Genomic DNA, 23,205 nt, shown 5'->3' with positions numbered 1-23,205 from the left:
TTTTACCTTAGTTTGTTAATTCAAAAATTGAATGGAGTCTAATTGATTAGCTGTGGCTGCTTGCTCTACTGATTTTAACCATTCTCGACGTAATTTTGTTCGTTCTCCTAATTGCTCAAATTCTTCTTGCCAAATTTCTGCACGCATTTCTTCTAAAAAGATGCGCCATTCGGTTTTTGCACCTTCAGCACGAAGTACGCGATCAACAAATTCCTCAACTATAGCAAAAGCCGCTTGGCTAGGTTCACAAAGTAAGTCTTCTAAAGCCGTTTCGCAACCATAAACAGCTTCTGCTTGTAGTGCTTTTAAGTTGGCTAAAAGTTCTTTGGCTGAGGGGAATGTGGATAGTTGGAGTGAGGTATCATCTGGTGTTAATCCATCTAAATGTTTGCGGATACGGTGCTGAATTAAGCCGCGATAGGAGATATCAAAATCTGAGAGGATATGAAATCCTAGTTTGAGTTTGCTGAGGTTTTCGGGGATGAGATTGGCTATTTCTGTGAAGAATTTCTCTTTTTTCTCTGCGGTGAGTTTTCCTAAAAGTCCTTGTTCTATAAGTACTTGGGCTACATTAGCTTTAACTTGGGAGAGCGATCGCTTTAAAGCCTCATCCAGCAATAGGAAATTTTGCGATAAGTGCGCCCGAACCTCGTTCAGATACTCGTAGTAGGCGTTTGGATAGCCACCGATGCGATCGCGCCTTTTCTCGATTTGCTCTAGGCTAGGAATACCAGTATCATGGCGACAAGCTTGAATCGCATTCTCCACCTGCTGCTTAAAATCAATATCGTCAGCGTTTCTTTGTTTTCTAAGTTGTCTGAGCAATTTTTCCAATCCACTAGTTAAATCGTTCCAAAGTTGATCAAATAACTGCTCAAATAAAGGAAACCAATTATCTTGTTGAGTCGTTTCTCCCAAAACATGACGCGCTTTTTCTAACTCAGCATCAACTGAATTTTTCAAGCGCATTAATCGCTCTTGACAAGATGCTCCATATTGCTGATCTAAAGACTCAATATTAATAACTAAATAATTGAGAACCGTATCTAAAACTTGATTTGCTGCTTCATGATCGGCACAATTAGCAATTAAACAATCAACTACTTTGATGTGTTTATCTGTAAAACTTTCTGCTAAATCTTGACAATTATTAGAGTTATCGCCATTTTTAGAATTAGCACTAGTTTGGTTAAGCACTATAAAAGACCATAAATTAATCGGTAAATCAATCAATGCTGCGCGAGAAGTGTCATAAAGTCGCACATCCACATCTGCCCAATAATCACCAGATGATTTGGGCATTCTCACAAATAAAACCGCATCTACATCTTGTCCCAAAGTCTTCATTAATCTTTCTTCATCGCCAACACCTGTATCACCCAAACCAGGCATATCTACTAAAGCAATTTGTCCCACATCAGCATTAGGAAAATTACAAATAATTTTCACTTCTCGCACTGCTAAATAATTAAAAAATACCCTTTGTCCATCAGCAGTATCTTGAGCAACATATTCCCGAATTTCATTTCTAGAAATCCGCCGAGGTAAAGTTTCTCTCAACAGGTGACGATATTTTTCTAAATGTGTGTGATATCTAGTTAAATGTTCATACATTGCACCTGGTTCAGCATATCCCGGCAGGTTTTGCGCTAAAGCTGGAATGGAATTGGCAGCAAATTCTTCAATTGTGATTGGTGTATTACCCAAACGTAGTTTTTGATAATAAGGATTGATCACTTCATCTAAAAAAGATCGTTCAGAATGAAACCAAACCTCACCATAAGTATCAACATTCAAGTTATGGTGAATAGTACTTCTCACCCCAGTACAATGTTGTCTGTCACCATCAGGAATTTCAGCAGTACTCAGACCTGTTAAACTTTGTAATAAGCGGCTTTTTCCTTGTCGTGCGCGTCCAACTACCCCAATGTTAAGGGTGTCACGACAAAAGCGCATTTTCAGTTTACGTAATTTATTGAGTTCATCTGTAAGAGTGTTTTGAATTGATATCACATCAATTTCTTGTAAACGTCGATAAACATTTTTGTCATCAACTGCTGTTAGCAAGTAATGACGGTAGCTTTCCAGATCATCTAATTTAGAATAAAGAGAATGTAGATTTGCCTCAACAACTTGAATTTTATCAATTAGTGGGCGGCGTTTTTCAATAATACTGGTAATTTTTCCAATTCTATTAGTGGTTATGTACATAAAATAACTTCTTAAAACAGTGAGCCTCTGTAAATTATCGCTTATAATTGCCTCAATTAACTCCATGCACCCCCTAAGCAGAAATAATGATTCCCTTCCCGGTGCAAGATTAGCTAATAAATGGTATCTTCATCTTTCTCTGCGTTCTCTGCGCCTCTGCGGTTAATTAAAATTAATATTTTTCTAACAGGAAGTATTTATAAATTGTCTATATCAACTCCTTTATCTTGCAATTTGGCTAATAAATCCTGATATTGCTGAAGTGCTGCTTCTTTCTCTAGACATTCTTGTTCAGCCCGTTGATATTCCTGTTCAGCCCGTTGATATTCTTGTTCTCGTAGTTGATCAAGTTCTACAGATGTGAGAAACTTTCGTCCATCAGGATAATAAATTTCTAAAGTATCTGGAGTAAGTTGAAAACGTATACCCAAGCGTGGACTTATCCAACCATCAATTTCTTCAATTTCGGCAAAAGAATCTTGAGAACGCAGAAAACCGGATAATTCTAATGTATCTGGGTCATAAACATAATATTCTTCTACTCCATAACGTTGATAAAAAAGTGATTTATTAATCATCTCTTGAGTTCGGTTTCCTGGTGATAGAATTTCAAAAACCACCTGGGGAGGAATATTATTTTCGTCCCATTGTTTATAGGAACCTCTATCGCCTTTTGGTCTACCAAAAACGACCATGACATCAGGTGCTTGGCGAGTTTTAATACTTCCTTGAACAGGATACCATAGAAGATTTCCACCTACAAAGACATCATCCCGTGATGCAAATAAGATTTCTAAGTTTTCTTTAATAGTGACAATCCAGCGAAATTGTTTAGTATTATCTGCCATTGGTTGTCCGTCGCTGTCTGGGTAGATGATGTTTGGTGCGGTTTCTGGCGTGAGTTGCTGTACCATAGCTAGACCTCCAATTTTAGGGAGTTGTGCTTATAGTCTTAGTTTAAAGGTGGGGAAGTGCGATCGCCTAACGGACAGTAATTAAAATAATCACACTTACTAAAGCCTAATCCATCCAACAGGTAGAAGCAATTACTGGCAAAATTCGCTATTTTAAAGCTAGTTGCTCAAAAATCAGGAATAAATCCAGTGGTTCCCCTTAAAGACAACAACCCCGTACATATTACGCCTTATGTAACTTATGCGCTAATTGCTATCAATATCCTCGCTTTTCTCTATCAAGCCAGTCTCTCTCCTCAAGCATTAAATGTGTTTTTACATTGGGCTGCTGTAGTTCCCCAAGAACTCAGTTTAAGCTTTGCAGGTATTCCAGTAAATCAACCTATACCAGAATGGGTAACTTTAATTACTGCTCAATTTCTCCACGGTGGTATTTTGCACCTAGCTGGTAATATGTTGTTTCTCTGGGTTTTTGGTAACAATGTCGAAGAAAAATTAGGTGGAATTAAATATTTACTCTTCTATTTATCTTGCGGTGTTTTGGCATCATTAACACAATGGTACTTTTCTCAAAATTCTAGCATTCCATCATTGGGTGCAAGTGGAGCTATAGCCGGCGTAATGGGTGCATACATTATCCGTTTTCCTCAAGCTGAAATTCTCACGGTACTTCCTTTGGGTATTTTCTTCCCGACTTTCCGGGTTCCTGCATATTTCTTTTTAGGATTTTGGTTTATCCAACAAGCTTTTTACGGAATTGCGAGTTTAGAAACACCCACTAACATCGGTATGGAAAGCGGAGGAATCGCTTATTGGGCCCATGCAGGTGGTTTCGTATTTGGGGCAATTCTTGGCCCTTTGTTGGGTTTGTTTAATGATAAATCTTACAAAGGATAGCATCCCATGAATTACCCTAAAATTAAATAACTACTACAAAAGAGAAAGCATAATGAAATGGCGTGTTGTGCTGGAAGCCGATGCTGAAACTGGAGATTGGTCTGTTTGGTGTCCAGAACTACCAGGTTGCGTTTCCGCTGGAGAAACCGAAGAAGAAGCCTTAGAAAATATTCGTGAAGCGATTGGCTTCGCCAGTGCCGTAGGCGATCGCACTCTATCTTGAACCAGATCCCATCGAATTAAAATCAGGAACAACTGTGCGGGAGGTTTTGGTCGGATGACCCGCAACCGTTCCGAAGGAGGAGGGGGTTGGGGGTGGGGTTCTTGTCTTTCACTCAACCGAGAACCGCTATAGGCGATGAGAATGAAGCAGGGAGCATCTCAACTTTTGCAAAAACATCTCTGTTATTCTGATAGCGCGGCGTAGTGAAGGGAAGAATTTCAAGTTATATTTGCAAAAGTGAAATGCTCCCAATGAGGTGTTTTAATCATTTTTTTCATAACTACGTTTCCCTAGCTTAATCAGAATTTGTACTTTCTTATATGGAGATGATAAATCATGAAAATAATCAGAACTCTTATTCCAAGAAAATTTCTTTTTGGACTAATCTTACTAGGACTTTCAGCTTGCAACTTACCCACAACTGAGTCCGCAAACACTAACAATCAACAAACACCAACCTCTGAACAAGTCAGCCAAAAAACTGCTACTAACAATCAAGCCTGTACTTTAGTAGAAAATGGCTTCGGTTCCCAAGGACAGGTAAAACTGCGGGTAGAAGAAGTCGTAACAGGTCTAGAAGTTCCTTGGGGAATAGCTTTTCTGCCTAATCAAGATATGTTAGTCACGGAGAGACCTGGACGAGTTCGCCTGGTGCGGAATGGTAAACTTATTCCCAAACCAGTGGCTACTATCAATGTCACAGAAAGCGGTGAAGATGGTTTATTGGGTATTGCCACTCATCCTAACTTTGCCGACAACCGATTTTTCTACATTTACTATACTGCTGATAAAAATGGGTCACAGGTTAATCGCGTTGAACGATGGCGACTATCGCAGAATGGACTCAGTGCTTCACCAGATCGAGTAATTGTTGATAATATTCCCGTAGCACAATTTCATAATGGCGGACGCATCCGCTTTGGTCCAGATGGAATGCTTTACATTGGTACTGGTGATGCCAGAGAACCGCAAAGTTCCCAGGATGTTAATAGCCTTGCTGGTAAAATTCTGCGTGTGACACCTGACGGACAAGTACCCCCAGATAATCCATTTGCTAAAAATCCTGTCTATATCACTGGGATTCGCAACACTCAGGGGTTTGATTGGCCTGATAAATCGACACTATGGGTGACAGACCACGGACCTAGCGGAGATTTGGGAAGAAGGGGTCACGATGAACTCAGTTTAGCAAAAGCAGGAGACAATCTGGGCTGGCCTACTATCTACCGTTGTGAATCAAAGAAAGGAATGGTTACTCCGTCAATTGTTTGGCGTGAGGCTCTACCTCCTGGTGGGGCAGCAATTTATACTGGCAATTCTCTTCCTGAGTGGAAAGGGAGCTTAATTATTGCTACCCTCCGTTCCCAACACTTGCAGCGTGTTGTTTTCAACTCCCAGTTCCCCCAACAAGTTGAGCGTTATGAGGTGTATTTACAAGGTCAATATGGACGACTGCGAGAGGCGATTATGGGGCCAGATGGTGAATTATATGTCAGCACCAGTAACTGTGATGGACGGGGAAATTGCCCTCCACAGCGGGATAAAATTCTCCGCATTACCCGATAAAAACCTGAAAATGAAAACCGTCAGAGAATTTGATTGGTTAAAATTCTTGGCTGAATGTCTGCAAAACACCGCTATCATGCGGAAGCTAATGTACTCAGCCATACAAAATTGAAGTAATAAATACAGAAATGCAGTAAACTATGCAAAAATATATTGGTTTGACTTTGTTGGTAGGGTTGTCAATTTCTTTGGTTTCTACACCTGTTAAGGCACAAATAGAGTTTATAAAACCAGAACAAGCAGCTGATGAAAAATACCGTTGGCAACGACAAGAACCAGGATATGCCGGGTGTCCCTGTGGTTGTCGTAAATCAAAATTACTGGCGATTGTACCGAATAATTATCCATCATTAACTGTGTCTTCTCGTCCGGTGTTTTTTGTTCATGTACCCAAGATAGACAAACAATATATTAATTCATCAGATGGAAAACTTGACGCTGAGTTTCGTTTGGTTATTCCGGCAACTGAGGAGGAAGTTTATAGTACCAAAATCTCAATATCTCAAGAGGGAATTACTGAGATTAATTTACCAAAAAATGTTCTGGAATTAGAAGTAGATAAGGATTATCTGTGGGAATTGGCGATAGTTTGCAATATTGACGATTATCACCCAATTAATGTTGGTGGACTGGTACGACGGGTTAAACCCTCTGCAAAACTGATATCTGCACTTGAACAGGCAAATTCTCTACAAACTGCTGTCATTTATGCCAAAAATGGAATCTGGATAGAGGCACTTTCTACCTTGATTCAATTACGTCGGCAATCTCCTCAAAATCTCAGGGTTATGTATTATTGGCGTTCACTGTTGAAGTCTGTTGATTTACAAAAAATTACTGAACAACCGTTACTGAAGCTTGACAGTAATGCAGTAATTCCCCAAGATTAAGTTTTCTGGGATATTGTTTTCATTGGTTTGGGTAAAAATTGTACAACTATGGCGATAAAATCCCAGAATTTTAAGGAAAGTATTTGATGCCATAAAAACAGAGTTTCCATTCCAGCTTTCTTGAGTTTAGCTGCGATTCCTACTGATTGCTACTATCATCTGCAAGGCTTAAGTGCTTACTGAATCTGAATAAAAGACAATACTTGATACTTTCATAAGAGTCTTATAAACTCTACCTAAATTAAATTTTGATTTTTTGTTTTCACCCGTTGATAAAGTTCTTCCATTGTTTCAATAAAAGAATTATCTTTATGCCAAAAAGCCGGAAAATCACCCTGTTTCTTGACAAGAATTGCCGATACACCACTCGAACTTGGCACTTCTATAGTTTGGGGTAAACGCTTTGTTCCTAACCAAAATTCCCGCACACTTGGCTTTTCATCAACAGATTGTTTTTCCAACTTAGTATAAAACGATGTCGAAGATTCTAAACTAACTTCTTGAGTATTCAATTCCTGTGAAAGTGCTTTACCTAAATTAGATTTAGCCAGTTTAGATTGAAGTTCCTCTTTTGATAACCCCCGCAATTCAAATAACAGAAATGGATTATTATCCAATTGAGATGCAACTAAATAATAAACTCCAGCAATATGTTTACAGGGATTAGCATAATCTGGACAGGAACATTTGGTTTTAAAATCTTTACTACTATGAGGTAATAAATTTAATCCCAATTGCTTAAAAGTATCTTCTATATTTTCTGGAACTTCATTTAGCAGCAATCTAGAAACAATACTAGCTTTAGATGATAGCTTATCAATAGCTTCATTCCAACTGCTTTTAGGAATTGATTTAATTTCAATAGAAATATTGTAAGTCGGTTCTTTATACACACCAAAGTAAGGATTAACTGAACCTTTGACTCTAGCAGTAATGTGATTTTGTTCGACTTCAAAATTTAGAACTTTACCATTATTTGCATAGGAACGTCCTCGTTGCAAACGACTATCATCAGTAAAATTTTCTAATGCTTTAATGAACCTATCTCCCCACCATGTCCGACTGAATTTAACCATAATATTTTACTCCAAAATCGCATTTTTATTTAAAGCAATTAGTTGTTTGAAAGCATCATTATCCAACTCCGTTAACCAAGATTCATCATTGCCAACTACAGCATTAGCAAGTTTTTTCTTATCTTCTATCATCTGATCAATTTTCTCTTCTAAAGTACCAATAGCCACAAATTTATGTACAAACACATTTTTTTGTTGTCCAATCCGAAAAGCTCTATCTGTGGCTTGATTTTCCACTGCTGGATTCCACCATCTATCAAAATGAAAAACGTGATTAGCTTTAGTTAAAGTAATCCCTACACCACCTGCTTTTAGTGACAATATAAACACCGATGCTTCTGTGTCGGGTTCTTGAAATTCCGTAATCATCTTTTCCCGACGTGGACGACTTGTGCCACCATGCAAATAGTAAGTATTGCAACGTAAATTGTGTTTAATGTATTTTTCTACTTGTTCGCATACCTCCGTAAATTGACTAAATATCAGTAAACTTTCCCCTTCAGAAACTGCCTCATCTACCATTTCTACTAAACGGCTAAGTTTGTGAGAACGTTCTGTAGAAAATTCGCTATTATCTTGTAAGAATTGAGCAGGATGATTACAAATCTGCTTTAATTTCATCAAAGTAGAGAGAATCAATCCTTTGCGTTGAATTCCCTCGACTGTTTGTAATTTCTCTTCTACATCTTTGACGACTACTTCATACAATGAAGCTTGTTCTTTAGTTAAATTGGTGTAAAGTTTTTGTTCAACTTTATCTGGTAAATCGTTAATAATAGATTTGTCGGTTTTAACTCGACGTAAAATCAAAGGTTCAACTAATTTTTTTAGGGTAGTTGATTTGATTCGGTTATTATCTTTTTGAATAGGAATCTCAAAAGATTTACGAAATTGTGCTTCTTTACCCAAGTAACCAGGATTGAGAAAGTTAAAAATTGACCATAAATCTAGCAAACGGTTTTCCACCGGAGTTCCTGTTAAAGCCAGTCGGTGTTTAGCTGAAAGTTTAAGAATAGCTTTGGTTTGTGCAGCTTTAGGATTTTTAATATTTTGCGCTTCATCTAAAACAATTCGTTGCCACTCTACACTATGCAGTAGCTTTTCATCTTTGCGAGCTAGGGTAAAAGAAGTAATGATTACATCATGCTGTTGACAAGCGGTTTTGAACTCAGCAGGGTTTTGTAAGCGATCGCTCCCATGATGTATCATACTCTGAAGATGAGGAGCAAATTTAGCAATTTCCTTCTGCCAGTTACCAACCACGGAAGTAGGTGCAATTAACAGAGTTGGTGGTACGTTAGATAATCTTGTTTTTCCATCCCCCCTGTTGCGTTTCTCTCCCTTATTTCCCTTATTTTCCCCATTTCGCTCATCTTCCCACCTCCCTATCTCCTCCTCGGAAGCAAGTGATTCTCTCTCCTGGACAAGTCTAGCAATTACCTGTACCGACTTACCTAAACCCATATCGTCTGCTAAACAGCCATTTAAACCCAAACGTTCCAAATATTCTAACCAAGCCACACCACGCTTTTGATATTCGCGCAGATTACCTTGCAGATTTAACTCATCAGAAATTGGCTCTAAACTACTTTTATCTTGTAGTTTCGCCATCATATCTGACAAAATCTCATCATGTTCAATATCCCAATCTTCCCCAGATTCAGCATTACGTTGCAGAAATTCCAACACAGACATCTCTGGTTTTTCATCACCATGAGACTGCCAAAATTCTAGTAACTGCTGCATTTTATCACGGTCTAATTCCATCCATTGACCGCGAAAATGCACCAAAGGAGCTTTAGCATTAATTAATTGCTCCCATTCTTGCTTAGTAACAGCTTGTTCACCAATTGCTAATTCATATTCATACTGCACCAAAGAATCTAAACCAAAATAACTTTTGTTTTCTCCCTTAGTTGCAGAACGACTTTTACCGGAAGCTTTGAGTCGCAGTTTAGCACGACGACGACCAGCAGGGGTATACCAAGCAGGAACAGTAACTTTAAAACCTGCATCTTCTAACACCCAAGCACTTTCTTGTAGGAATGCAAATGCCTTTTCTAATGTTAATTGCATTCCCACGGGAGTATCTGTTTCTAATCCTTGCCATAATTGCGGATACATTCGTGCTGCATATCCTAAATTTAACAGTAAATTAGTTTCAAAGTCTTTGCCATACTCCTTCTGTACACCTGTTTTAGATTTTTGACTCATTAGCCAATAATCTGCTAAAGGTAATTTGAGAGAAGGATCTTTTTTACTAGATACCAAAAATTGCATTTCCCAGTTATCTATTTTTTCAGCAGCAGGTGAATTTAATTGAAAACAGAGATAAAAAGGTAACTCTGATTGGGAACGAGTGATTTTACTTTTCCATGTTTGCCATTGTTTGTATTCTTCTAAAGTTATATTCGTTGTGCGGGGATTATGTTGTTGAGAGAAACAATAGTAAACCAAGGAATCTGTAATTTGTTTATCAAAGGCAGCAGTAGAGGGAGTGTGAGTTACTATGTTATTGAGGATAGATTCAGAAAAGTGACGTAACAGAGTTTCTTCATCAAAAAACTCAATATTTTCATTTTTTACTGTTGAACCAGCCACACAAATCAAGGGCATATATTCAATATATTTTTGAATATTGGCTTCATACTGCTCAGAAATAATTGACCATCCAGCGTAGATTTCAAATGCAGGTGGAATCGGTTTTTTACTTTTACCTTTGGGTGGAGGAGTTTCTAATTGGCGATATTTGAGAGCCGGGATATATTGGTCTTTAAGAATTATTTGTTTAAATGATTGTGTATAGTGATACCAAAATAATAAATCAGAACCGAGTTGAATTTCACTGAGGTTATTAATTGCTAAAAAATGGATATCATTGAGCAGTCTAATAATATTAATTGCAGGTTTATTATTTTTAACAGAAGTTAATGTTTGATAACAATCTACTTGCCAATATTGAAATTCTGTATATTCTTCTGGGATTTCTATTTCTAGATATTTAATTAATTCTGGTGAAGGCAAAGGTTGATGATCGGCAGTTGGTAAAGCAAAATATTTAGTAGATATGCGTTCTTTTAATATGGGTAATGGTTCTTTAATTCCCAATTCCTGGACTAAGAAGTTGATTAATTCACCCTTAGCTAGATGTCCAGGATGAATCTGTTGTTTATGATTGCGGCTGTTTTTTAGTACAGGCGTTTCTATCCACAGATAAAATGACCCTGACTGAATAAAGTCAGTTTCTGTGTGAGGTATCCAAGTGCCATGAACGATTTTCATAGCTTTATTCTCATCATTTATAATGATAAACTTTAATATTTAGCATACATGGATTTGGTGAGAATATATTTAAAATTCTAAGAATATGCCTAATGATAGTCTGCACAGTCTGCACTGCTATGCCCGCATTGCTCCTACATCTGTTAGCACCATACATCAATTTAACTAATTCGCCGTAAGTTCCTGACTGAAAACTTAATAGTCTAGGAAAATTTTTTTGCTGTATTGCTAATAGGTTGCTTGTAGACGACTTACAAGATATTCTCCCGCAAGGATGAGAGGATAGATAGGGAGCATCCCAAATGTGTAAGTTTACTGTCATGCTGATAGCGAAGCGTGGCGTAAGCCATATGAAGCGAAGCGCAATGAAGCATCTCGCGAGATTCTTCGCTTCACTCCGTTCCGCATGGCTAACGCCACACTTCGTGAACAGAATGACAATTTGCAATGTTTTTGCAAAATTGGGATGCTCCCGATAGATAGGCGATTGTTGTTGAGCGCAACTTTCCAGACAAGCAATTACACCAGTCGCCTACGGTGGGAAACCCGCTTACAGCACTGGTTCACCGCAAGCGATGAGGGGGCTATGATGTACCTCATGTGATGAGGAAACGCTATATTTATTGGATATTTACTGAAAAAAATCTATGAAAATACTAAAAAAAATATTTGCAGGTTCATTCTTAGTAATTGGTATATCTATCCTATTACTAGGCACGATAGACTTAATCGATTCTAAGAAAACTAATGAAGATAAGGAAGGGGCATTAGCAGCAATAGTTGTAATTGGCCTACCGTCAACAGTTATAGGAACATGGATTATCTGGAGTTTACGCCAACAACACCAACAGAAAATTAAACTATTTAAGTTAGAAAGAGAACAACTATTTCTCCGGTTATTACAGCAACAAGAAGGAGAAATTACAATCACAAAATTTGCTTTGGCTGCTCAAATATCTATAGAAGAAGCTAAACAATACTTAGACGAAAAAGCTCAACAACTCAATGCTAATTTTGAAACAAGTGACAAAGAAGGAATTATTTATAAATTCCCTGAATAAATAAAATTTCGTGTCAATTTAGCGGATATTTCTGAAATCAGTATTGAGGAGGTATTAGAAAACTCCACAAAAAAGATGATCCAATTTGTGAAATCAAAACGACTTTTCCTCCGCCTGCTCCCCTTCGACTACGCTCAGGGGGTAGCCCTCACAAATACGGGATATTTTTTTATTTGGAAGTCTCTTAGCCTCTGTCATTAGCAAATACAGATGATAATTAAGGTGTTACCGTGATCGGGTAGCAGGACTATATTGCTACCCGACCACACGGATGCCTATCTGCCCCAAGTAATCTACAAACCCATTGAGTATAAAATTAACCGATCATGCAGATGATCCGGCAAAATATGCTTCAGTATCGCTCCGATTTTGGCATCTTTGCCAACGAGATAGCGTGTCTTTGGCTGCTTTGCAGTCAGCGCATGGACAACAGCCTGAGCGACAATATCCGCAGAAATTCCCCCAGATGCGAGAATCTGCATTTTCTTACGGACAATATTCATGGCCTGACCATAGAGATTTTGTGCCGATTGTGGTAGATTCTCCTGTGCTATTTCCGATTGACTTAGGGACTTTTCCCAGATTGGAGTAGCGATCGCACCAGGTTCGATAATGGCAACCGAGATTCCCCAAGGTCGTAATTCCATCCGCATCACATCAGTGAGTGCAACAAGGGCAAATTTTGACGCATTGTAAGCTCCCAAGTACGGAGTCGGACTTCTACCAGCAATAGAACCCATATTGACAATTCGACCGCGACTCTGGCGTAATAGACCGAGGAATGCTTGTGTTACAGCTAATTGACCAGTGACATTAACCAGCATTTGTTGTTGAAATTCCGCGATCGCTAATAATTCCAAAGGTCCAGGGACGGCAATTCCGGCATTATTCACTAAACCTAAAATCCCAGCACCACCCACTGCTTTTGTGACCGTATCAACCGCAGATGCGATTGACTCCGCATCAGTCACATCTAAAAAAATCGGCATCAGCCTTTGAGACCCTTTCTGTTTAAGTGTTTGAGCATCCACTTCTTGACGCACACCAGCAAAAACAGAGAAGCCCAACTGGTCTAAAAGCAAAGCACAGGCCTGACCAATTCCTGTTGAAGCTCCTGTAACCACTACTGTATTTTGATTTTCTGCAACCATGAATTTTCTGTGATGATGAAACTACTGCAATTACAAATTAGTAGCAATTCTTTTAAGTGCCAGCACATCGCTATGTATAGATGCCACCTTGATCAACCGGATTTTAAAAACTGAGTAATATGTTTTAATTTACTCATCGCTACTAGCCGCAGAGACGTGATTTCTAAACTATTGATTTCACCCTTTTTAGGTTAGACATTGCTTATAAGATGGCTTCCTACTAACTTATGCAAATGAAAGCCCGAAAAACCGGACAGAAAAATAACAGCATCTTTAACAACATTTATAGAAATTGACATGGTGGTTAGCACATCAATAGATATTTTTAATACTTTTTTCAGGAGGGTTTTAGTGACGTGGCAATCTCAAAATATGCCCCGAATTACTTCCAAGACAAGCTATAGAAAAATGGCATGGGAAACTGCCCTTAATTATGGGTAAGGATAATCTGAAGATTGGGAATATTCAGGAGTTAATTACAGCCAGTGAAAATTAAGATCCTCTGAAATGATGGAGAAGAAATTTTAGTAATTATCCATTAGTAAATAAAACGGGAGTATCAATAATTTTCAATTGTATCAAAAGTATAATCACCAAGGTATACACAGTTGAAGAAATCAAACTGTTAAATAACTCTTTTTTTAGATTACGTTCTTTGTTTTCTTGTTGAAACATATCTACTGAACCAAATTGCATCAAAAGAATGCCTGCGATATTTGATAGCCAGTAGCCAAGAATAGTACAGGGGAAAAGTAATTTAGGTGATAATAAACTACATAAATATCCAAAAAAGTAGGCAATTGGTAGATTGAATAATAAATCATTCCACCAACATAGGGGAGAAAGCAAGTATCCCAACACTAGCAAGAATCCACCTCTAAGTTTCTTCCAAATGTTGATGCTTGACAGCGCTGGAGGGATGGTTACGTTTTCGGAACTGCCACTGACTTCTGGACTTTCTGTTTGGAGGTTACTCATAAAGCACACTAATTCTATCGAATTACTGTAGTTTAACTAGAAAGTGAGAAAATGTCCAGCATCTAGCAATACTATATGAGTTGTAAAAAGACAAATATTAGTAATATGCTCCAACTAGGCTGTAAGTCAGACTAGCAAGCACTAATGATGTAATGATAACATAGATAAAATTTCGCTGTAAAAGAAAAGTTAAGCAAGAAATGATCACGCGCAAAATAGGGACAGCAATTAGTAGTAACAATCCTAGTTGAATAATTCCTCGTCGGCTACCTGCCAAAACCGCATTTACTACACCTGTTGGGGAGCGAAATTCAGATGGTGTGCCTAGAAATACTTGATATTCAGCAGGCTCTGAACCATGATGAATTAAGTATAATATACCCCCGAATAATACTACAGAACTAGCAATTAAAACTCCATACTTAAGGAGGTTACTGAGTAAATATTCTAATTGTTTTTCACTAGCTGATTTTGTCAGTTTTTGATTACTAACAATTTCACCATGACTATTTATTTGTGCTGCATGATTGAGAAGCTGTTCTTTTAACTGTTTAATATCAGAATCTCGTTCTTCTGATTCAAAAGTAAAGGTGCCAACTTCTGTTTCTACCTGTGTTGAGCAAGTCCACCGAAAACCAGAATTTAATTTATACATAATTACAGCCCCCCTATTAGACTGTTATAAACCATTTTTAATGCCATTACTACCAACACAAGGCTGAAAATAATTCTCAAAACTTGGGTTTTAGCACCAATCAAAATTCTGGCTCCCAAAAAAGCACCTGGTAACACTCCCAACATGACTGGCATAGATAAACCTGGATCTATGTATCCCTGTGTTAAATAAACACCTGCTGAGGCGGCGGCTGTTACGCCAATCATGAAATTACTAGTGGTAGTAGAAACTTTAAAAGGGAGTCTCATGGCTTGATCCATCGCCAATACCTTGAAGGCTCCCGAACCAATTCCTAATAAACCAGAAAGTACCCCTGCTACTAACATAATACTGAACCCAGCAGGTAAGGCATGAACTTGGTATGGTATTACACCATCAGCAGTGGGGTATGTACTATTAAGCTGAAGATATTCTGCAAAAGGGTCTGGTGCAACAATTTCTGTTTGTTCTGCTCTAGGTCGTTGAGATAAATATGCTGAATAAATTAGCACAATTGCCAGAACTAATGAAAGTATTTTTACGGTTACATGAGTGGCAATTAAAGCTCCAATGAGAGCGCCTATGGTGGTGGCTACTTCTAAAAACATTCCCAAACGCAGATTAGCATAGCCTTTTTTAATGTATGTAGAGGCTGAACCTAAGGATGTAGCAATGACTGATACTAATGATGCACCAACGGCGTAGCGAATATCAACACCAAAGACAGAAGTTAGTAATGGAACTATGACGACTCCACCACCTAACCCAGTTAATGCTCCGACTAAGCCGGCACTAAATGATCCCAGCCAAACTAATAAAGAAAATGCTAGTATGCTCAATTTGAGTTCCTCCTTTTTTTAATCTATATTTATGATCTCTAGATAGTTTTTGTCAGCAGGATATAAATAGAGCAAATAATTTATCTATGGATAAGATTGAAGAGACTAAAACTATTACTATCAAGGAAGATAAAAGCACCCAATCCTATGAAGATGAAGGGCATGAAACTATTGCCGTATTTGGTGAATAAGTTAGCCAATGCTTGATTATTGGTTAATTTATGTGCTACGTAACACAACACTCCTACCAATACAAAGAAAACACCCAAAATCACTAATAGACTTTGCCCATTACTGCTGGCAAATATCGGTACATAAATACTAATGTTATCCGTTCCATTGGCAAATGTCACAGATGCCACACTATAAGTTTGCAAATTGAAAAACTTCGCTAAGAGCGATCGCACAGAGTGCAGTGCCGGAGGCAATCGCTCTGAGACTTCTGTCTCTGTTTCCACATCCTCTGATTCATCCGTTTCTCGATTCACTAAGCTCTTGATTCCAATCATGATTGGTACTAAACCAAATAACCCAATCCAGGGAGGTGGTAAGATCAATCCGCCAAAAAAACTAGGCAAACTAGCCAGAATCAAAGCTGTAAAACCTAGATATTGACCTATAATAATATCCCAACGGCGAAATTTAGTATCTACTTGAGAAAAAAATAAAGTCAGGATCACTAAATCATCAATGTTGGTAGCACTGAAAGCCGCTGCTCCGGTACTAATTGCAGTTACTAAGGTACTCATAGCGATTGTATGTTTTAGATTTTAGATTTTGAATGATCAAGAGAGGTTGAGTGAGAATTGACATTGGACTCTTCCCGATTAGCAATTACCAGCCCTTAATAGTTATTTCTTTCCGCGAATCGGGCATGAATATCTTCAACTCTTTGGCGTATTCCTGCTACTAAAAGAGGAGAACGCTGTTTTTTGATAAAGAACCAACCACAAGTAGCAAAAAGATATAACAAGAACAAATAAGGAAAGTTATTATAAGGAGCTTCCGGTACTGGAAACAGACTACTACCAGGAATCCCTACACTCCCTAAAACGGGAATCATCATAAACCCCACAGCTAAAACTGCAAACACCACATCTATCGGACGGAGTTTTCTAATTTTGTATAGATAGACTGGAGCCGCTACGGAAATCAGAATATAGACAGTTAAAAATCCATAACTACAAATAGCCCCTAAATAGCCCATGCAATCGAATAGTTTGATATCAAAGAAAGACATCATTGCTGGGATAAAAAATGTCAATAGTGAACAAATCGTGACTGCAACATGAGGTGTTCTATTAGCTATGTGAGCGTTACCTAAAGAGGCATGAAACAAACCATGACGAGCCATCAAAAAAGCTACTCTCGCCGCAGGATTGATACTGCCAAGAATGCAAGCGAAGAAACTAAACAACGCTCCTAAAGCCACTAATTCTCCTAAAAAACCAACTCCTGCTTGTCGGGAAAGGAAACCTAAAGGTTCTTCGGTGTCAGTAATAGAAATTCCCGTACCTTGAAAACCAAGAATTTCTATATAGGTTGTGGAAATGAAAAATAATCCTGCAAGGATGACACTACCCATCACAGCCCTGGGTATGGTGCGTAATGGCTTTTTGGCTTCATCACCCAAGCTAGTTGCACTTTCAAAGCCAGAAAAACCAAACATTACTAATACAAGTCCTGTGGCTACACTACCAGGAGTGACACCAGAAAGAGTTAATTGGGACATATCCAAAGCAAAACCTTTGTGCGCCCAAATAATGATGCACAAGATTGCTATCAAAACTAAGGAAGCACCTTCTAGCCAAAGCATAGCTACAGCCGAAAGTTGGATATCTTTATAAGCTGCATACCAGGAAATACCTGCACCAATAGCTAAAAGTGTAATGCTAGAAGGATGAATACCTAAATGACCAATCAGCATTCCACTAAAATTAGCAAATCCGCACAGAACGGACATTCCCGTAAATAAATAAGCCAGCACTAAACTCCAGCCACAAATTACGCCTGCGGTTGCTCCTAAACCTTGGGTGATATAGGAATAGAGGGAGCCAGGAGACGCGGAACGACTAGCAAATTGGTTAATGTTAATGCTCACTAACAATAGCCCCATCAAGCCAATCACAAAACTTAGCCAAGTACCATTTCCTGAAAGTGCCACAATCAAGCCAATATTAGATGCTGGAATAGTTGTGGGTGCAATTACAGCAAATGATTGCGCTAATACTTCCGAAAAAGAAAGGCAATTTGACCGTAATCCATGAATACTTTGATGGGAAGATATTTCTTTACTCACTTTCATGTTTCTCTAATTTTAAATGGCGCATATATAGATCGACGATGGGGAGATTTTGATGTCTGTCTGATCAATAACTGTAGCTAAATAGAAATGTAAAATCTTCCTTTTGTTGTGAATGCTGTCAAGCCTATTAGACAGCCATAAATTCTGCATCTCTATTAAGCTATGGATAATTTTAGTGATACATTCTAGGCTCGTCGGTTCAATTATTTGTAATTTGTTTGCAAAATTCTCTCTAATAATAAGCTGCAACTGTTATTCATAGATAACCCCCATATCTATTAATTACAGTTACTATCATTAGTTGTATTTTATTGAACAAATCAAATAGTACCTGATGTATTTCTATTATGCAAGTGTTTAGTATTACTTTTTAGGAAATTTATTGATCATTGATAAATCCTCAAAAGTTCATCGGAGTTTGTGCAAATTGATTTGTATAAAAAAATATTTAGAAAATAATTATCAATAGTCTAAAAAAATACACTACGTCATTATGAGGATTTTAGATAGATATATGACTAAAACCATTAAAAAGGCTGGAAATATTGACTAAGTAAATACATAAATTAACTAAAATACTGGGTATTACAACAATAAAAATGATATTGTTGCAAATCTGAATTAATGATGGTAATTTGAAATTGCTCATTGTTTGGTGAGTAGAAATAATTATGACTTTGTAGTTTTATTTTGGTCAGAAAATGTATTTTTGACATTCTTTCAAATTGTTTTCTACTTCTGCTCACAGGGATAAGCTTATTATTAAGCCAGGAATTACCGCCATGAAAAGTTTGAAATACATATTGATGATTGCAATATGCTGTATCAGTCTATTATTTTCTGAATCTGCATTAGCAGATCCGCCACGATATAATAAAAATCCTGATTACATAGCACTAACTCAACAACTGCATCAGTTAGAAACTGCCAAAGCTACACAAACTCCATCTGAAGGCTATACACCAGAGCAAATTGACCAAAAAATAAGTGAATTAGAGTTTCAAAAAATCGCCTTTGAGTCAGGTATTGATTGGGGACAATGTAGTAATCAAACAGGAAAGACTCTAGCTATATATGGACCAGAACCAAATTTGGAAGAAGATGATTACTCCAATGGAGCAGCATTATATTTTTTAGGTGATATTCAAACGACAAAAGACAGATGGAATTGCAAAGGAATATATCTACCCGCAGATGCTCAAGCTGTAGCTTTAGGTTCAGATGGACAAAACCAAGAATTAACTGGTGGTGTTGTCATTAAAGTTCCTAATGGCACTAAATTAGTATTGAAGTCAAACCCAGATACAGGTGCAATTGAGTTTAATCAAGCGGGGACACAAATTCTTAAACCTGGTGAGATTAACTGGTTTATTCCTAATGTTTCCCAAGCAATTGTAGATGCAAGAGTTACTAACGCACCTACTAAAAAGGCTTAAAAAGGCAACAGGGAACAGAAAGCATATAGAATTGATACTAGATCCCCTACTTTTTCAAGAAGTAAGGGATCTGGGCAGTCTCATTTTAATTTTGAATTGCTTAATTGTTTTTCTTCAGGAAGTAGAGTAGTTTCAGTTTGTATGCTGCTATTGATAGTAGTGACTCTATGCAAATTCGGCTTGATAATTAGACTGACACCAATAGCCCAAGCTAACGCAACCATCCAACCGGCGAGAATATCGCTGGGGAAGTGAACTCCAAGATAAAGACGCGTCCAAGCAATTGCTAAGATGTACAAACTACCAAAAGTCAGCACCAGCCAGCGCCAAGGACGATGCCAAGTTAAAATGACTAAAATTGCTACCAATGTCATACTTGTCATCGCATGACCACTGGGAAAGGCATAATCAAATTCAGGTGCTTTTGATATCCATAACTGGGGACGCACTCGTTGCATAAATTCCTTGGCTGTGCGGTTGATGAGGAGGGTTCCCAAAGCCGTAGTGAGTAAGTAAGCAAAAGTTCTCCATCTGCGTTTGCGTAATAATAGGAGAGCGATCGCACTCAACACAGGTAAAGCAGTCCAGAATGATCCCCACTTAGTCAGCACTACTGCAAAAATATCCAGTTGCGGATTAGCTGTAGAATGGATTGCCATCAAAATTGGCACATCCCAGGGAAAACCGCCTTTATTTTGCCAAATCTTCACCGCTAGTATTTCCACAACCTGCAAAGGTAAATACACACCCATGAACATTAGCAACAAAGAACGCCAATGGGAAAGCAGCAGGTTTTTAAGAAAAATAATCGGTGACTTGCGTCTATCCTTAAACATCTTTGCTTTATTCATAACTACAAGCCTAATTAATATTATGTCTGTTTGAATACTCTGACGCAAACAAACAGGGAGTTGTTTGACCATCAATTAGCCAGAAATTATATTAAACCATCAGCCATATCATATTTTTCTAGTTGACTACTTATTTAGTTTAATGAGCAATACAATCTCACACAACTGTAGTTTGTATTGTTCTATATTCTTGATACTGTTTTTTCTCTCCTTGGCAAGATAATTGCAAAAAAGGAGATAAGTTTCCAGACGTTTATACTAGACTTTTGACAAGCTTGGAATTAAAATACGGTAAGTCGGTCGAGATTTAGTATTTTATGATAAATTAAAAAATAACTGCCTGCATTGTCACTAAGGGAAAAACTCATCCTTCAGGAGTGATGACAGTTTGTTCACCAGATTTATAATCATGCTCAACTCTTGCACATCAGAGCTAAAACCCACTACTAAATAGGAATATGGACTACTTATTACTACCAGTTTTCAGCTTCTTTATTGGCATCGTCGTCGGTTTAACAGGAATAGGTGGTGCATCTCTGATCACTCCCATGTTGATTTTTGTCTTTCAAGTACCGCCTTCTATTGCTATCAGTTCAGATGTAGTTGCTGCCACATTAATGAAAGTAGTCGGTGGAGTCAAACACTGGCAACAGAAAACTCTTGATTTAGAAGTAGTTAAATGGCTGGCAATAGGTAGTGTTTCTGGTTCTCTGCTGGGTGTAGGAGTTTTACACCAACTCAGACAAAGTGGAGAACATAACCTAGATAACCTCCTGCTGCGGTTACTGGGAGTAATGATTCTGATAGTTACATTGACAGCATTAATACAAATGTTGTTGATGACATTTTTCCCTAAAGTCAATTTACCCGAACTGCCAAAATTAAATTTAAAAACTAATCAAGGACGTTTTCTTACGGTACTAATTGGCGCAATTTTAGGTTTTTGTGTGGGTATGACAAGTGTTTCATCAGGATCTATGTTTGCCTTAACTCTGATAGCATTTTTTCGTTTAGATGCACGTAAATTAGTGGGGACAGATATTACTCAAGCAGCGATTTTATTAATATTTACATCCCTTGGACATCTGACATTAGGAACTGTTGATTGGAGTCTAGTAATACCAATTTGGATAGGTTCAGTTCCAGGAGTTATCATTGGTGCAAAACTTTGTGAGATCACCCCTCAACGTCCACTAAGATTTATTATCTATAGCATCTTAATGATGGTAAGCTGGAAACTAGTTGCACAAGCATAATTACCTCCGCGTACCTTTGCGCTAAACTCTGTGTACCTCTGCGTTTTAATTTTTCTTAAAAGTCAATAAATCAAAAGTACCTCGTTCGTACATAATAAATAAACCCAAACCAATTAACACAAAAGGGACAATAGCCTTACCATAGCGACTTAAAATATTACCAATAGTAGATTGACGGTTTAATAAATAAGCAATACTATACCAAATACCTAGCATGACAAAAAATACTGCCAAAATTATGCCTAAACCGACAATATCTTGACCTGCAAATAAGGGTATGTAAATACTAATATTATCACCGCCATTAGCAAGTGTTACAGCCGCAACTTTATAAGTGTTTGGATGCAGAATACTCAACAAAAAAGAAGATGCACGGTTAGACTGTGATGACTCGGCAAACTCAGTATTGACTGTTTGAACTTCCGTACTTTCTTCTTCTCGATTTACTAATTGCTTGATACCAATAGTAATTGGTAATAGTCCTAGTAATCCAATCCATTCTCGCTGGATTACTAAACCACCAAAAAACCCTGGTAAGCTGAGGAGAATAATGGCAGCAAAACCAAGGTATTGACCTATCAAAATATGTCTACGGCGAAAATTTTTATCTATCTGCGAAAAAAATAGTAGCAGAATAATGATATCGTCAATATTAGTGGCAGCAAAGGCAATTATCCCTTCTGTAAAAGCGGTAGCAAGCCTACTCATGGTAAAAATTTATAATCTACAATTTATTAACATACCAAATTTTAATTCTTTCATTGCATATAAAAATATATTTTTTAACTGACTATTACACTAAATGCTCAAAATCTATGTATTCTAAATACTATTGATTTGAAAAAAATTGACATATGGAAGAATATTTGCAATCTAGTGAAATTATTGATTTACAGCATCCTTTAGTTATGGAACTGGCGCAAAAAATTGGCTCAAAATATCAAACTTATGAGGAAACTGCTCAGGCTTGTTTTGAATGGGTACGGGATGAAATTCGTCATAGCTACGACTATCAAATGAACCCTGTTACCTGTAAAGCTTCAGATGTACTTCAATACAAAACAGGTTATTGCTATGCGAAAAGTCATTTATTAGCAGCACTGCTTAGAGCTAATGGAATTCCATCAGGTTTTTGCTATCAGAGATTGAGCATTAATGATAATGGTGAACCTTATAGCTTGCATGGATTCAATGCAATATATTTACCGGAAATAGGTTGGTATCGTGTTGATGCTAGAGGAAATCGTCAAGGTGTTAATGCTCAATTTATTCCCCCAAAAGAGCAATTAGCTTTTAAAATTCAATTTCCCGAAGAAGCCGACTTTCAAAACATTTTTGCTGAACCACTTGAACTAGTAGTAGAAGCTTTAGAAGCTTACAATACATGGGATGATCTGCTGATTAATCTTCCTGATATTCCTCTAAAATCTTTTAAAGAATATGGAATTATTGTGAATAAAGCTAGACCTATGGAGTGTTAGCCAAAAGTACGATACCATTCTTATCCAGTATTAACGATGCGTTCATAACGCACTACAAATTTTAGATTTTAAAAATTAGAAGTCCTTGATCTGAAAATGGTTGTAAAATCTTTATCTGCGAAATCAAGGGATA

General features: G+C 37.6%; 20 protein-coding genes and 1 pseudogene. 8 read left to right on the top strand and 13 right to left on the bottom strand.

What is annotated here, in order from left to right; genetic code table 11:
- Positions 1-15 precede the first annotated feature (15 nt).
- Positions 16-2,211 carry a hypothetical protein gene (locus tag ACSQ6I_RS02710; RefSeq protein WP_438888747.1) on the bottom strand — a complete coding sequence of 732 codons (2,196 nt, stop codon included), beginning with the start codon at positions 2,209-2,211 and terminating at the stop codon, positions 16-18.
- A gap of 197 nt (positions 2,212-2,408) precedes the next feature.
- Positions 2,409-3,125, bottom strand: a complete 717-nt coding sequence (locus ACSQ6I_RS02705) for a Uma2 family endonuclease (protein ID WP_438888745.1) — start codon at positions 3,123-3,125, stop codon at positions 2,409-2,411.
- Positions 3,126-3,314: 189 nt separating this feature from the next.
- Here ACSQ6I_RS02705 and ACSQ6I_RS02700 point away from each other — a divergent pair, with 189 nt between their 5' ends.
- The 4 genes from ACSQ6I_RS02700 to ACSQ6I_RS02685 all read left to right on the top strand — a co-directional run bounded on the left by ACSQ6I_RS02700 (position 3,315) and on the right by ACSQ6I_RS02685 (position 6,701).
- Complete coding sequence (locus ACSQ6I_RS02700) at positions 3,315-4,022, top strand: rhomboid family intramembrane serine protease (RefSeq protein WP_438888743.1); 708 nt, start codon at positions 3,315-3,317, stop codon at positions 4,020-4,022.
- Positions 4,023-4,074: 52 nt separating this feature from the next.
- Positions 4,075-4,245: a type II toxin-antitoxin system HicB family antitoxin gene (locus tag ACSQ6I_RS02695; RefSeq protein ID WP_438888741.1), complete on the top strand. Its 171-nt coding sequence runs from the start codon at positions 4,075-4,077 to the stop codon at positions 4,243-4,245.
- A gap of 336 nt (positions 4,246-4,581) precedes the next feature.
- A complete protein-coding gene (locus tag ACSQ6I_RS02690) occupies positions 4,582-5,811 on the top strand; it encodes a PQQ-dependent sugar dehydrogenase (RefSeq protein ID WP_438888740.1) in 1,230 nt (409 codons plus the stop codon).
- Between the two features lie 140 nt (positions 5,812-5,951).
- Positions 5,952-6,701, top strand: a complete 750-nt coding sequence (locus tag ACSQ6I_RS02685) for a DUF928 domain-containing protein (protein ID WP_438888739.1) — start codon at positions 5,952-5,954, stop codon at positions 6,699-6,701.
- 236 nt (positions 6,702-6,937) lie between these two features.
- On the opposite strand, the gene ACSQ6I_RS02680 is transcribed toward ACSQ6I_RS02685, so the two are convergent.
- From ACSQ6I_RS02680 to ACSQ6I_RS02670, 3 genes and pseudogenes are all read right to left on the bottom strand, one after another.
- Positions 6,938-7,777, bottom strand: a complete 840-nt coding sequence (locus ACSQ6I_RS02680) for an SWIM zinc finger family protein (protein WP_438888738.1) — start codon at positions 7,775-7,777, stop codon at positions 6,938-6,940.
- Positions 7,778-7,783: 6 nt separating this feature from the next.
- Entirely contained in the window at positions 7,784-9,388 is a 1,605-nt protein-coding gene (locus ACSQ6I_RS02675) for a DEAD/DEAH box helicase (RefSeq protein ID WP_438888994.1), read from the bottom strand.
- A gap of 117 nt (positions 9,389-9,505) precedes the next feature.
- Positions 9,506-9,853, bottom strand: a pseudogene (locus ACSQ6I_RS02670) (SNF2 helicase-associated domain-containing protein); the annotation flags it as partial.
- A 1,853-nt stretch (positions 9,854-11,706) separates the two neighbouring features.
- Between ACSQ6I_RS02670 and ACSQ6I_RS02665 the strand changes: the two are divergent.
- The gene (locus tag ACSQ6I_RS02665) at positions 11,707-12,120 is read left to right on the top strand and encodes a hypothetical protein (protein WP_438888737.1); all 414 of its coding nucleotides are present in this window, start codon (positions 11,707-11,709) and stop codon (positions 12,118-12,120) included.
- A 293-nt stretch (positions 12,121-12,413) separates the two neighbouring features.
- Here ACSQ6I_RS02665 and ACSQ6I_RS02660 read toward each other — a convergent pair whose 3' ends face one another.
- From ACSQ6I_RS02660 to ACSQ6I_RS02635, 6 genes are all read right to left on the bottom strand, one after another.
- The gene (locus ACSQ6I_RS02660; RefSeq protein WP_438888736.1) at positions 12,414-13,271 is read right to left on the bottom strand and encodes an SDR family NAD(P)-dependent oxidoreductase; all 858 of its coding nucleotides are present in this window, start codon (positions 13,269-13,271) and stop codon (positions 12,414-12,416) included.
- A gap of 531 nt (positions 13,272-13,802) precedes the next feature.
- Positions 13,803-14,249 (bottom strand): hypothetical protein, encoded by a 447-nt coding sequence (locus tag ACSQ6I_RS02655; protein ID WP_438888735.1) that lies wholly within the window; start codon positions 14,247-14,249, stop codon positions 13,803-13,805.
- A 97-nt stretch (positions 14,250-14,346) separates the two neighbouring features.
- Positions 14,347-14,904 (bottom strand): DUF1634 domain-containing protein, encoded by a 558-nt coding sequence (locus ACSQ6I_RS02650; RefSeq protein ID WP_438888734.1) that lies wholly within the window; start codon positions 14,902-14,904, stop codon positions 14,347-14,349.
- Positions 14,905-14,906: 2 nt separating this feature from the next.
- Complete coding sequence (locus ACSQ6I_RS02645; RefSeq protein ID WP_438888733.1) at positions 14,907-15,743, bottom strand: sulfite exporter TauE/SafE family protein; 837 nt, start codon at positions 15,741-15,743, stop codon at positions 14,907-14,909.
- A gap of 80 nt (positions 15,744-15,823) precedes the next feature.
- Complete coding sequence (locus tag ACSQ6I_RS02640) at positions 15,824-16,492, bottom strand: cadmium resistance transporter (protein WP_438888731.1); 669 nt, start codon at positions 16,490-16,492, stop codon at positions 15,824-15,826.
- Between the two features lie 95 nt (positions 16,493-16,587).
- Positions 16,588-18,048, bottom strand: a complete 1,461-nt coding sequence (locus ACSQ6I_RS02635) for an APC family permease (protein ID WP_438888730.1) — start codon at positions 18,046-18,048, stop codon at positions 16,588-16,590.
- A gap of 782 nt (positions 18,049-18,830) precedes the next feature.
- Here ACSQ6I_RS02635 and ACSQ6I_RS02630 point away from each other — a divergent pair.
- Positions 18,831-19,484 carry a hypothetical protein gene (locus tag ACSQ6I_RS02630; protein ID WP_438888729.1) on the top strand — a complete coding sequence of 218 codons (654 nt, stop codon included), beginning with the start codon at positions 18,831-18,833 and terminating at the stop codon, positions 19,482-19,484.
- Positions 19,485-19,564: 80 nt separating this feature from the next.
- Here ACSQ6I_RS02630 and ACSQ6I_RS02625 read toward each other — a convergent pair whose 3' ends face one another.
- Positions 19,565-20,335, bottom strand: coding sequence for a phosphatase PAP2 family protein (locus ACSQ6I_RS02625; RefSeq protein WP_438888727.1), 771 nt, complete (start codon positions 20,333-20,335; stop codon positions 19,565-19,567).
- 458 nt (positions 20,336-20,793) lie between these two features.
- On the opposite strand from ACSQ6I_RS02625, the gene ACSQ6I_RS02620 reads away from it, so the two are divergent.
- The gene (locus tag ACSQ6I_RS02620; RefSeq protein WP_438888725.1) at positions 20,794-21,591 is read left to right on the top strand and encodes a sulfite exporter TauE/SafE family protein; all 798 of its coding nucleotides are present in this window, start codon (positions 20,794-20,796) and stop codon (positions 21,589-21,591) included.
- 45 nt (positions 21,592-21,636) lie between these two features.
- Here the strand turns inward: ACSQ6I_RS02620 and ACSQ6I_RS02615 are convergent, their stop codons facing one another.
- A complete protein-coding gene (locus ACSQ6I_RS02615) occupies positions 21,637-22,299 on the bottom strand; it encodes a cadmium resistance transporter (protein ID WP_438888724.1) in 663 nt (220 codons plus the stop codon).
- Between the two features lie 146 nt (positions 22,300-22,445).
- On the opposite strand from ACSQ6I_RS02615, the gene ACSQ6I_RS02610 reads away from it, so the two are divergent.
- Positions 22,446-23,072 (top strand): transglutaminase-like domain-containing protein, encoded by a 627-nt coding sequence (locus ACSQ6I_RS02610; RefSeq protein WP_438888723.1) that lies wholly within the window; start codon positions 22,446-22,448, stop codon positions 23,070-23,072.
- The last annotated feature ends 133 nt before the right edge of the window (positions 23,073-23,205 follow it).

Origin of the sequence: Anabaena sp. WFMT (genome assembly GCF_051781005.1) — a bacterium.
Taxonomy (GTDB): Bacteria; Cyanobacteriota; Cyanobacteriia; order Cyanobacteriales; family Nostocaceae; genus Anabaena.
This window is presented reverse-complemented; position numbering and strand designations above follow the sequence as displayed.